The sequence below is a fragment of the Flavobacterium soyae genome (assembly GCF_045348165.1).
Lineage (GTDB): Bacteria > Bacteroidota > Bacteroidia > Flavobacteriales > Flavobacteriaceae > Flavobacterium > Flavobacterium soyae.
Genome location: NZ_CP150845.1, coordinates 4,712,211 through 4,724,740, shown reverse-complemented (window position 1 = coordinate 4,724,740; position 12,530 = coordinate 4,712,211). Strand labels below are relative to the sequence as shown.

Here is a 12,530-nt window from a genome sequence, read left to right as displayed (position 1 = left end):
GGTTTTAATTGTTTTTGATTGTTTCAAGTTTCAGGTTTCAGGTTTTCGCCGAAGTCTGTCATTCCCAGGAACGAGGAATCGCACTGGAGAATCGACAAAGATTGAAGACTTGCTTTGCGGAATTACTTGTGTGATTCCTCGTTCCTCGGAATGACAAACTTTGTGGTTTATAAACTTTGACAAAGTTGGTTAAGCAAGTTCTTATAAAAAAACAAAACCGTCTAATCTAGCCCTGATGGAAGCGGTATCCTTTTATGGCGGGGTTCGCCATAAAAGATATAGCGGACAGCGGGACTACTGGTCTTTTTTTGGAGATATTGTGCTGCTTCTAAAAATATTTATCAACCAGATTTAATCTAATTTTGTCGAAAATCTAACAATTTAAAAGCCTAATTAAACGTGATTTTTGAGTACTTTCGTAGAATTAAATTTAATACATGAAAATAGCAATAGTTTGTTATCCAACATTTGGCGGTAGTGGTGTAGTTGCTACAGAACTAGGTCTCGAATTAGCCAGACGCGGACACGAAATACATTTTATAACTTACAGTCAGCCAGTAAGATTAGCACTTTTAAATCCTAATGTTCATTATCACGAAGTAAACGTTCCTGAATATCCTTTATTCCATTATCAGCCGTATGAGTTGGCTTTGTCAAGCAAATTGGTTGATATGGTGAAATTATATAAAATAGAAGTACTGCATGTGCATTACGCTATTCCACACGCTTATGCGGGTTATATGGCGAAACAAATGCTGAAGAATGAAGGAATTAATCTTCCGATGATTACAACACTTCACGGAACTGATATTACGCTTGTTGGAAACCATCCATTTTACAAACCTGCGGTAACTTTTAGTATCAATAAATCAGATTATGTGACTTCGGTTTCGCAGAGTTTGAAAGATGATACGCTGAAATTGTTCAAAATCAAGAATAAAATTAAGGTAATCCCGAATTTTATTGAATTGGATAAAGTTAGAAAAGATCCGACAGAACCTTGCCACCGATATGTTATGGCAAAGGAAAATGAGCGGATCGTAACGCATATTAGTAACTTTAGAAAGGTAAAACGTATTCCGGATATTATCAAGATTTTCTATAATATCCAGAAAGTAATGCCGGCTAAATTAATGATGGTGGGTGATGGTCCTGAAAAAGAAAGAGCAGAGGTTTTATGTATGGAACTGGGAATTTACGACAAAGTAATTTTCTTTGGTAACAGTAATGAAATCGATAAGATTTTATGCATGACCGATTTGTTTTTACTTCCGTCAGAAACAGAAAGTTTTGGTTTGGCTGCTTTAGAAGCAATGGCTTGCGGAGTTCCTGTAATTTCAAGTAATTCAGGAGGTTTGCCGGAAGTTAATTTTGATGGCGTTTCAGGATATTTAAGCGATGTTGGAAATGTCGATGAAATGGCGGCAAATGCAATCAAAATTTTAAAAGATGATGAAACTTTGAATAAGTTTAAAATGAATGCATTAGAAGTGGCTAAGAATTTTGATATTAAAAACATTCTGCCTAAATATGAAGCTTTGTATCAAAGAGCAATTGACGATTATAAAGAATAGAAACATTAATTTTAAAAATTTGAACGTAATGAAAAAAGTAATTTCAGTTTTAGTAATTTTTGTTTTGATTTCCTGCGGAGCTAAGAAGACGACAAGTTCAACGGCTTTATATGAAGTTTTAACTGAACAGTCTGACGGCGGAGGAAATATTAAATTTTTCGAAATTTTGACAGAACCTAACGAGATCAAAATGCTTGAAAATGATCCGCTTTTGGCTGCTAAAATGAAGCAGACTGATATTGCCAATTCGAATTATGTTATCCTTAATATGGGTGAAAAAAGCACAGGAGGATATTCTATAGGGATTGAAAAAGTTGAAGAAACCGATAAGAACATTATCATTACGGTAAAAGAAAAAAGCCCTGCTCCAGATGCAATGGTAACACAGGTTATTACTTATCCTTATACGGTTGTAAAAATACATTCTAAAAAGGAAATTATTATTAAATAAATAGTTATTAGTTAGAGGCCAAATGTCAGGCTGAGCGAAGTCGAAGCCCTTTTTTGCCTTAAGGCCCTTCGACTACGCTCAGGGTGACAGTTGTTTAACTAAAACATAAAAAAAACCTGCCATATTAAAACGACAGGTTACTTTTTACAATTTTTTTTATTTTTAATTAGAATCTGAATTTAACGCCTAGACCAACGTCAAATCCAAAATTGTCATCGTCATAGTATCCAGAACCAATTTCAGGTCTTGCATCTAATGATAATGTGATAGGTACTTCTTTAAATCTATATTCGATACCAATATCTCCGGCTGCAAAAACATAAGTCCCGCTGTCGTTATATCTAAAGTTATTGTTGTAATAATCGTGATCCCAGGCAGCAAGTCCTCCACCGACACCGGCATACCAGTTAAATCCTCCATCGATGTTCCAAACCCATTGGTAAAGAGCAACTCCTTTAATAGCGTCTACATCACTGCTGTTTCTCCAGCCTAAATCAAATTCAAGTCTGTTTTTTTGATTTAATCCTAATTGGTACGATACTTCACCTCCAAATCCGTTATTGTCTCCTAAACGCAATCCTAAAGCGTGTTTTGAAATTTCTTGTGATTGAGCCGTAAATGCTAATCCCAGGAGCATAATGGCAGATAATATAATCTTTTTCATAAAAATGGTTAATTAATTTTTTTTCAAATGTATAATCGTTCTCTATCTAAGAACGTATAACATTTTTAGAAATTGTTATATAATTCACATTTCTTATATGCAAATTATACAAACAAAAAACAGTCAGCCTTTGCAATTGCCTGTAAATACTAATGTATTTTACTTTTTAAGAATAATGTTAGACAGCATTTGAGAGGTTAAAATATCTTCCATTTCGAAAAGATTTTCTTCTTCTGTAAAGTTTGTATGAGTGTATGAGTATAGTTTCCAACGTTTTTTATGATACTCAAGAGCGGTGAGATTTTCGACCCAGTCGCCAGAATTTAAGTATAAAGTAGAACCGTGTTTATTTTCTTTAGTAAGGATTTTTGGTTCATGAATATGGCCGCAGATAACATAATCGTAGTTTTTTTCTATAGCCAGATCAGTTGCTGTAGTTTCAAAATCTGAAATAAATTTTACAGCCTTTTTTACACTGGCCTTTATTTTTTTAGAAAAAGAGTAAGGTTCACGGCCTAATTTTGCCAGACACCAATTAGCAAAACGATTCATTAAAATTAAATAATCATAACCTAATCCGCCCAGTTTTGCAATCCATTTAGAATGCTGCACAGATGCATCAAAAACGTCTCCATGAAAAATCCAGGCTTTTTTGTCGTCTAATTCCAAAACTAATTTATCGACCAAAGAAAAATTTCCCATATTCATGTCGCTGAATTTTCGAAGAATCTCGTCATGATTTCCGGTAATGTAATATACTTTTGTGCCTTTTGAAGCCATCCCGATAATGCGTTGGATCACTCTTAAATGCGCTTTAGGAAAATAAGATTTTCTAAACTGCCAGGCATCGATTATGTCGCCATTTAAAACTAAAGTTTTAGGTTTAATGGTTGATAGATAGTTGTTTAGTTCTTTAGCGTGACTTCCGTAAGTTCCCAAATGGACATCAGAAATAATGACCAGTTCGACATTTCGTTTTTTCAATTTTTCTCAATTTGAAGTTCCACAAATAAAAGAAAATCCCACAGAATTTATTTTATCAAAAGGTTACTAATTCGAAGGCTATTTTAATAAATTGTGATTTTTAAAGTGTTTAATCTTTAATTAATATTACCAATTTTTAATTTTTTAATTTAATTCATAAAACTTACATTTGCTCAAAACAAATAACAATGGCAGGAAATAGCTACGGCACCCTATATAAGGTTACAACATTTGGAGAATCTCATGGTGAAGCTCTGGGCGGAATTATAGACGGTTGTCCATCAGGAATACAACTTGATTTAGAAGCAATTGAGGTTGAAATGTCTCGAAGAAAACCGGGGCAGTCGGCTATCGTAACACAACGAAAAGAACCAGATGCGGTTCAGTTTTTATCTGGAATATTTGAAGGAAAAACTACCGGAACCCCAATTGGTTTTATTATTCCAAATACCAATCAAAAATCAGACGATTACTCGCATATAAAAGATAATTACAGGCCAAGCCATGCAGATTATGTATACGATCAAAAGTATGGTTTTCGTGACTATCGCGGCGGCGGAAGAAGTTCTGCCCGCGAAACAGCAAGCAGAGTAGTAGCTGGGGCTATTGCAAAACAAATGCTTCCTCAAATTAAAATTAATGCCTACGTATCTTCGGTAGGTCCAATTCATTTAGATACACCATATCAGGAATTAGATTTCTCTAAAATCGAAAGCAATCCAGTTCGCTGTCCGGATGAAAAATCGGCAGCCATTATGGAAGAATATATTCGTGATATCCGCAAGCAGGGTGATACTGTTGGAGGTGTAGTTTCATGTGTAATTCAAAATGTTCCGGTTGGTTTGGGAGAACCGGTTTTTGATAAGCTGCATGCTGAATTAGGAAAAGCAATGCTTTCTATTAATGCAGTAAAAGGTTTTGAGTACGGAAGCGGTTTCTCTGGTTCTGAAATGAAAGGAAGTGAACATAACGATTTATATAACCCTGACGGAACTACAAAAACAAATCTTTCAGGCGGAATCCAGGGCGGAATAAGCAACGGAATGGATATTTACTTTAGAGTTGCTTTTAAACCTGTTGCGACTATCATGCAGACTCAGGACTCATTAGATAATAAAGGAAAAATTACACCAATGACCGGAAAAGGACGTCATGATCCGTGTGTGGTGCCTCGTGCAGTACCAATCGTTGAGGCGATGGCTGCGATTGTTTTGGCTGATTTTTATTTAATCAACAAAACATATTAATAAAAGTAAGACAGTGAGGGTCTTATGTTTTAATAATCAAAAAGTAAATTAATGCAAGTTACAGAAACCAAAAAGAAATCATTTTTATCAGGATTAACCGGGCAGATTATAATTGCAATGGTACTTGGAGCAGCGCTGGGAATTATTATTCATAATTCAATTTCACAGGAGGCAGCAGTATCGTTTAGTAATAAAATAAAAATGCTGGCTACGATCTTTATCAGATTAGTGCAAATGATTATTGCTCCTTTAGTTTTTACCACTTTAGTAGTAGGAATTGCAAAATTAGGTGATATAAAAACCGTTGGAAGAATTGGAGGAAAAGCACTTGGCTGGTTTTTTACTGCTTCTTTCATATCCTTATTAATTGGATTATTTTTTGTGAATGTTTTAAAACCGGGGGTAGGTTTAAAGTTAGATCATGTTGATATGACAGCGGCTACTGAGGTTACGGCTAAAACAAAAATATTATCTGTAGAAAATTTTGTAGAGCATATTGTTCCTAAAAGTATTTTTGAAGCAATGGCAACCAATGAAATTTTACAGATTGTAATATTTTCGATCTTTTTTGGACTAGCTGCTGCTTCATTAGGAAGTACAGTAAAACCAATTATAAATGCTTTTGATAAAGCTTCGCATATTGTTTTAAAAATGGTTAACTATGTAATGAACTTTGCTCCAATTGGGGTTTTTGGTGCTATTGCGGGAGTATTTGCCATTAGAGATGCAGAAGAATTAATAATTACTTATTTTAAGTTTTTCGGTTCATTTTTAGTAGGTATCAGTACTTTATGGGTTATCTTGATTGTTGTAGGTTATATTTTCTTAAAAGGAAGAATGACTGAGTTATTAAAACGTATTGTTGGGCCATTAGCGATTGCTTTTGGAACAACAAGCAGTGAAGCTGTTTTTCCTAAGTTAACAGAAGAATTAGAAGATTTTGGGGTAAAAGATAAAATTGTAGCGTTTATGCTGCCGCTGGGATATTCGTTTAACCTTGACGGAAGTATGATGTACATGACTTTTGCCAGTATCTTTATTGCTCAGTTTTACGGTGTTCATTTAGATTTAGGAACACAAATGGCTATGCTTTTGGTTTTAATGTTAACCAGTAAAGGTATCGCTGGTGTACCAAGAGCGAGTTTGGTAATTGTTGCGGCTACTTGCGGAATGTTTAAAATTCCGGTTGAAGGTATTGCCTTGATTTTACCAATTGATCATTTCTGTGATATGTTTAGAAGTGCAACAAATGTACTTGGAAATGCACTGGCAACTTCGGTTGTTGGAAAATGGGAAGATGGTAAAGAAGAGAATTTGGATATAGCAGAAAAAAATTAATATATTTTTTAAAATATAAAAAACCGTAACATAACTTTTGTTTGTTACGGTTTTTAATTTTTATAAAGTTTGCGGCTGAACAAAAACAGAGCAGCCAATAAACTTATTTGGCAGCTACTTTTCCTTTTCTGTCAGCATCTTCTTGTGCTGGTGTATCGCCTCCTGTAATAGTTTTTTGCTGTGCTTTAGTCAATTTTTCTGTTACTGCAAATTTTAAAAAGTTTTCTAACATAATTTTTTAATTTTAATGCTCCAATCTTCTAAAACACTTGGGGCTTGTGTCTTTTAATTTTGTTAAAAATAGTGTTATTTTTTATTATTGTAATATTTTTATTAAATATTTTATAATGAAGAGTACTTAGCAGGCAGAGATCTTATAATTTTTGAAAGAGTTTTTATTAAGAATATTAAAAAATGTTAGACTAATGAAATATTTAAATATCTTGTTTAGTATTCTATTTTTTTGGATGATACAATTAAAAAATGATTGTTAAATCTTTAGATTATTAAGGTAAATACTGCTATTGTGTATTATTATAATAATGTATATTTGAATAAACATATCCCAAGTTATGCTTCATTATAGATTTTGTTTTTTAATTTTTACTTTTTTAAACATATTTAGTCTTGAGTTATCAGCTCAAAACCATACTGTACCTCTTATAAAAGTTAAAAAATTAACGCAAGAAGCCTGTGACTATTTAGATGAAACTAATTACGAAAAATCCTTAAAAAAATCCGGAATTGCCCTGCAATATGCATTTGATATAAAAAACGACACTTTAATTTCGAGGAACTATAATATAATCGGAATTAATTTTCACGATTTGGGAGAAGTTAATAAGGCTGTGTTTTTTTATAAGAAAGCATTATTCTACGCAGAACGATCTAATATTGTTAGTTTAAGAATGATGATAACCAGTAATTTAGGTAATTTATATTTTTTTGAAAAAAAAATGTACAATGACGGAATTACTTATTATAAAGAATCATTAAAATTTGGCAGGCAGCAAAAATACCTGAAAGAAGTTGCTATAACCAACCTTAATATAGTTTGGTCGTATTTCAAAATAGGAAACTATAAAGAAGGACTGCCGTACTTACAGTATATTAATAAGCACCAAAATGATTTAAAAGGAAAATCGAATGATATTGCTTTAAATTTTTTAAATGGAATGTATTGGGCCAGTGAAAAAGAAAATGATAAAGCAACTACATATTTTCTAAAAGCGATTTCTTATAACAAGTCTAAAGATGATAAACCGGATTTGGCATATGCACATTTAGAGTATTCTAAATTTTTAAGTAAAATAGGAAAACATAAAGAAGCTTATGATAATCTGGTTATATATAATAAAATCACAGGTGAACTTTATAGTCAGGAAAAGCTAAAAAAAGCCTCTATAGCAGGTTTAAACTTAGAACTGGATGAATACAAAAGGCAGATAGAGAAAATCGAAAATGAAAAAACATCCCAGTTACAAAGCCTTAAAAAATCGAGGATTATTGTAATCCTGTTTATTTTGATTTCGTTTATACTGCTTTTCTTAATTGTTACATTAGTTAAGAATATCGGATTTAAGAAAAAACACAATTTGGAGCTTTTAAAAGCCAAAGAAATTGCAGAAGAAGCCTCTTTGCTCAAAACCCAGTTTATTTCTACTATAAGCCACGAATTGCGTACTCCGCTGTATGGTGTTGTAGGGATCACAAATATGCTTTTAGAAGAACATAAAGAATTATCTCAAAGTGAACATCTAAGTGCGTTAAAATTTTCGGCCAGATATTTATTATCCCTTGTAAATGACATTCTGCAAATCAATAAAATTGAAGAGAATAAAGTCGTTCTGGAGAGTTTAACATTTAATATTTCAGATGAGATAACTGTGATCAAAAATTCACTTTCGTTTTTATCTCAAAAAAATAACAATAAAATTAATGTTGAAATTGATACAGCAATCCCTGAATATTTAATTGGGGATAAACTTCGTCTTGCACAAATTTTAATGAATCTGGTTAGTAACGCCTTAAAATTTACTAAAGACGGAGAAGTTGAAATTAGGGTTAAACTGGACAGAATAGAAGGGAAGTTTTATTATTTAAATTTTCTGATAAAAGATAATGGTGTTGGGATTGCTGCTGTAGATCAAAATAAAATATTCGAAAAATTTGTTCAGGTTGGCAGAAAAGAAGAAGACTATCAGGGAACAGGATTAGGTTTAAGTATTGTAAAACGATTATTAGGGCTTTTTGGAAGCTCAATCACTCTGGAAAGCGACCTTGGTGCTGGAACTTCTTTTTCATTTGCCATCCCTTTTGAACACGATCCACTCAAAACAAAGAAGATTATTGAAAATATCGAAGTCGATTTAACTTCAAGCGATATATACAAAATTCTTATCGTCGAAGATAACCTGATTAATCAATTGGTGACCAAGAAAATCATTGAAAAAAATAATTTTGTATGTAAAGTAGTTGATGATGGTTTTGGCGCTCTTTCAATATTAGAAAAAGAACAATTTGATCTTATTTTAATGGATATTAATATGCCGTTAATGAACGGGTTTGAAACAACAAAAAGAATTCGTCAGCTAGGCATAAAAACTCCAATAGTGGCTTTGACTGCTTTTGATAAAGATGAAATCACAGATGAAGCAATTTCATCAGGGATGAATGACATTATCGTGAAACCTTTTGAGCCGGTTAAGCTGTTTAAGATTTTAAATTACCTCATAAGTGAAGCAAGAAACGCTGGTTAATACCAGCGTTTTTTATTTTGTTTTGAAGCACTAGATTTTCTCGATTTGTGAGCACCGCCGCTTCGGTTTGAATTTTTAGGTTTTTCGCCGGCTTCAGGACTTCCTGCATGCCATGGGTAAGGATGGTCTGTAATAATTTTTACATCGACTTTTATTAATTTCTTAATATCCTTCCAGTAAGGTTCTTCGTCTTTACCGCAAAATGAAATGGCAATTCCGCCATTTCCTGCACGCCCTGTACGGCCAATTCGATGCACGTATGTTTCCGGAATATTAGGTAAATCAAAGTTAATTACATACGGTAATTGATCAATATCAATTCCTCTCGCCGCAATATCTGTAGCAACAAGAACGCCAACTTCTTTATTTTTAAAAGCATCTAAAACACGCTGTCTCGCATTTTGCGATTTGTCTCCGTGAATAGCTTCTGCCGGAATATCTTTTTTGCGCAGTGCTTTTACAACATTATCAGCGCCATGTTTAGTTCTTGAAAAAACCAGCACATTTGATAAATTTTCATTTTTAATCAAATGATATAAAAGGTTTCTTTTTTCTGTTTTGTCGACAAAATAAATGCGCTGTTCAACGTTTTCAGCAGTTGATGAAACCGGAGAAACTTCGACTTTTTCCGGATCCTGCAAAAACATTTCTGCCAATTCGCGAATCGCAAGAGGCATTGTAGCAGAAAAAAGTAAAGTTTGTCTGTTTTTAGGAGTAAGTTTTACGATCTTTTTTACATCGTTTATAAACCCCATATCCAGCATTTGATCGGCCTCATCCAGAACTAAAGTGTGTAAATGATTTAAATCAAGAAAACCTTGTTTTTGTAAATCTAATAATCGGCCCGGAGTAGCAACTAAAACATCAACACCATTTTTTAAAGCATCGACCTGCGGATTTTGAGAAACACCGCCAAAAATCGTTAATTGCGTTAAATTGGTATATTTAGAATACGTGTCAAAACTCTGCCCAATCTGCACTGCTAGCTCACGGGTAGGAGTTACAATAAGGGCACGGATTTGTTTGGCTTTTTTTGATGAACCCACAATTCGGTGCAGTTGATGTATAATTGGAATAGCAAATGCGGCAGTTTTTCCCGTACCCGTTTGTGCACAGCCAATTAAATCCCGTCCGGCTAAAACAATCGGAATCGATTTTTCCTGAATTGGAGTGGGATTTAGGTAGCCTTCTTCAAATACGGCTTTTTGTATACTTTTTGAAAGTGATAAATCTTCGAATAACATATCTTATTAATTAAGAACTTTAGTTTTAAGTACTAAATTCTGTGCAAAGATAGGTTTATTCGGTCAATCGTTTATTTGAATCTTCTATTATTTGGGAAATATGTGGCTGCAGACCATTTGCTCTTCAATTAATTTTATCTTTTTCGTTATTTGCTTTTATAAAATCTGTAACCAGATAGCCAATTAATTTTCCAATTAAATTATTGTTTGGAGAATCGGCAAGATCTGGCGCACCTTCACAAATATGCAAATATGCAGCATTTCTATGCTGTGCAAAAAACGAAATAAACTGCCTTAATTCTTCTACCGAAAAACCGCTTATTGTCATAGCGCTGCTGGCAATATTTGGAATTGCGTCTAAATCAATTTCAATTCCAAATGAATCTGTCTTGATAAATTCAAGAGCCAGGGCCATTTCTCTGTCGAAATCTTTTTCTTTACGAATATTTACGCTGTCATACGTATTGTAGCGTACACGATCTTCGAGTTTTTTAATGATATCTAAAACGCTTTTTGAAGTATAATTTTCGTGAAGCCCAAAAATGAAGTATTTTTTAAGGAAACCTTCTTCATAAGCATAAGAAAAACCATTTCCGCTGTGACGCCCTTCCAAAATCCTAAAATCAGAATGAGCATCAAAATTAATGGCATTGATTGGTTTTCCTTTGGCTAAAGCCGAACCTTTAATATTTCCGTAAGCATTATTATGACCGCCGCCAATAATAATTGGAATTTTTCCGGCTTTAATTATCGTAAATATGATATGCGAAACTTCTTTATCGATTTTTTCTACTAATTGACTTAGTTTAGAACGATCGTCGATATCATTAAAATCTAATTTTTCGACATCGCGCATTTCTTCGGTAACATCTAAGTGGCCCAGAACTATAATCTGGCTTCCTTTAGAAAATCTGTTATGCTGAATATTTGCAATGCTTTTAATAGCACTTTTCCAGGCAGATGCCGCGCCAGGTCTTCCATAATTCGCCCGCACACCAATATCTTCGGGAATTCCTAACAACACATACTTCGCTTCCGATTCTTGCAAAAATTTGATTTTATCCGCTCCCTTAGGAAGTACAATCATTTTTTCTCCGAATTTTATTTCACCACTACGATGATTTGTGACTTTTGCCAAATCATTGACAGTAAAAGGAACTAATTTCTCCATGAAAAAAATTTATTTTCCAAAAATAATATAATTGTGACAACTTACGTTATTAACTATATTAATTCTTAAATTTGTTATTAAAGAAAATTATTCAATATGGAAAACCCAACGAACAACAACAATTCAAGTCTAAAAGCGGTAATAGCGGTTTTAGCAGTCCTACTGATTGGTAGCTTAGTGTATATTTTTAAACTTTCTTCTGATACTGAAGTGGTTAAAACAGAATTGACAACCTCAATGACAGAAAAAGAATCTGTTATGAAAGATTTACAGGAATTAAAAGCAACTTATGATGCTGCAATTGCTGAAAACACGTCAATGTCTGATGAATTAATTCAGGAAAGAGATAAAGTTGTCGCTTTAATGGCAGATTTAAATAAATCTAAAGGCGACGTTTCTAAATACAGATCTCAAGTTCAGGCAATGCAGGGCAAAATGAAAACTCTTGTTGCTGAGAATGACGAATTGAAAAAACAAAATGGTGTTTTAACGGTTCAGAGAGATAGTACAATTACAGTTTTAGGCGAATCTAAAAAATATAACGAAGTACTTATAGGTCAAAATGAGGAGCTTGCAAAAACAGTTGAAAGAGGTTCTAAATTATCAATTACGAACACTAAGACTGCAGCTTACAAATTAAGAAGCTCAGGAAAACAAGTTGAAACAGACAAAGCAAGCCGTGCTGATGTTTTAAAAATAAGTTTTACAATTGCTGAAAACCAAATTGCAAAATCTGGAGATAAAACATATTATGTTCAGGTTATCGATGCAAAAAACAACGTTTTAGGCGAGAAAAAAACAGAAAGTTTTGGTGACAACTCTTTAACATACAGCTTTAAAACTACTGTAAAGTATGAAAATAAAACTGTAAATGTTACAGAAGATTTACCTGGAAAAGATTTTGCTAAAGGAACATACTTTATCAATGTTTTTGATAATGACGAATTAGTTTCTAAAACTAGTTTCAGCTTGAGATAAATTCTCATCGTCGCTTAAGTAATAATACCACTAAAATATTAAAGGTCTGTGATTTTTCTTCACAGGCCTTTTTTTATGGATTCAATTACAGCTATTTCTTAGCCATATGTTTCCTGTGGT

At 33.3% G+C, this 12,530-nt stretch carries 11 protein-coding genes; 6 read left to right on the top strand and 5 right to left on the bottom strand.

Features of this window, described 5'->3' with window-relative positions; genetic code table 11:
- Positions 1–437: 437 nt before the first annotated feature.
- Positions 438–1,574: an N-acetyl-alpha-D-glucosaminyl L-malate synthase BshA gene (bshA, locus tag AABD74_RS19500; protein WP_406844002.1), complete on the top strand. Its 1,137-nt coding sequence runs from the start codon at positions 438–440 to the stop codon at positions 1,572–1,574.
- A gap of 28 nt (positions 1,575–1,602) precedes the next feature.
- A complete protein-coding gene (locus AABD74_RS19495; RefSeq protein WP_232682280.1) occupies positions 1,603–2,025 on the top strand; it encodes a protease complex subunit PrcB family protein in 423 nt (140 codons plus the stop codon).
- A 166-nt stretch (positions 2,026–2,191) separates the two neighbouring features.
- Here AABD74_RS19495 and AABD74_RS19490 read toward each other — a convergent pair whose 3' ends face one another.
- Together AABD74_RS19490 and AABD74_RS19485 are read right to left on the bottom strand one after the other, a co-directional pair.
- Positions 2,192–2,689: a hypothetical protein gene (locus AABD74_RS19490; RefSeq protein WP_232682281.1), complete on the bottom strand. Its 498-nt coding sequence runs from the start codon at positions 2,687–2,689 to the stop codon at positions 2,192–2,194.
- Positions 2,690–2,848: 159 nt separating this feature from the next.
- Positions 2,849–3,673, bottom strand: a complete 825-nt coding sequence (locus AABD74_RS19485) for a UDP-2,3-diacylglucosamine diphosphatase (protein ID WP_232682282.1) — start codon at positions 3,671–3,673, stop codon at positions 2,849–2,851.
- Between the two features lie 188 nt (positions 3,674–3,861).
- Here AABD74_RS19485 and aroC point away from each other — a divergent pair, with 188 nt between their 5' ends.
- Together aroC and AABD74_RS19475 are read left to right on the top strand one after the other, a co-directional pair.
- Entirely contained in the window at positions 3,862–4,920 is a 1,059-nt protein-coding gene (aroC, locus tag AABD74_RS19480; RefSeq protein ID WP_406844001.1) for a chorismate synthase, read from the top strand.
- A 51-nt stretch (positions 4,921–4,971) separates the two neighbouring features.
- Positions 4,972–6,258 carry a dicarboxylate/amino acid:cation symporter gene (locus AABD74_RS19475; RefSeq protein ID WP_406844000.1) on the top strand — a complete coding sequence of 429 codons (1,287 nt, stop codon included), beginning with the start codon at positions 4,972–4,974 and terminating at the stop codon, positions 6,256–6,258.
- Between the two features lie 103 nt (positions 6,259–6,361).
- On the opposite strand, the gene AABD74_RS19470 is transcribed toward AABD74_RS19475, so the two are convergent.
- On the bottom strand, positions 6,362–6,490 hold the full coding sequence (locus AABD74_RS19470; RefSeq protein WP_406843999.1) for a hypothetical protein: 129 nt from the start codon (positions 6,488–6,490) through the stop codon (positions 6,362–6,364).
- A gap of 340 nt (positions 6,491–6,830) precedes the next feature.
- Between AABD74_RS19470 and AABD74_RS19465 the strand changes: the two genes are divergently transcribed.
- A complete protein-coding gene (locus tag AABD74_RS19465) occupies positions 6,831–9,017 on the top strand; it encodes a response regulator (protein WP_406843998.1) in 2,187 nt (728 codons plus the stop codon).
- Here the strand turns inward: AABD74_RS19465 and AABD74_RS19460 are convergent.
- A complete protein-coding gene (locus tag AABD74_RS19460; RefSeq protein WP_071638758.1) occupies positions 9,014–10,261 on the bottom strand; it encodes a DEAD/DEAH box helicase in 1,248 nt (415 codons plus the stop codon). The genes AABD74_RS19465 and AABD74_RS19460 overlap by 4 nt on opposite strands.
- Before the next feature lie 124 nt (positions 10,262–10,385).
- Positions 10,386–11,432 carry a formimidoylglutamase gene (locus tag AABD74_RS19455; RefSeq protein WP_232682287.1) on the bottom strand — a complete coding sequence of 349 codons (1,047 nt, stop codon included), beginning with the start codon at positions 11,430–11,432 and terminating at the stop codon, positions 10,386–10,388.
- A gap of 96 nt (positions 11,433–11,528) precedes the next feature.
- Here AABD74_RS19455 and AABD74_RS19450 point away from each other — a divergent pair, with 96 nt between their 5' ends.
- Positions 11,529–12,410, top strand: coding sequence for a hypothetical protein (locus tag AABD74_RS19450; RefSeq protein ID WP_232682288.1), 882 nt, complete (start codon positions 11,529–11,531; stop codon positions 12,408–12,410).
- Positions 12,411–12,530: the final 120 nt, after the last annotated feature.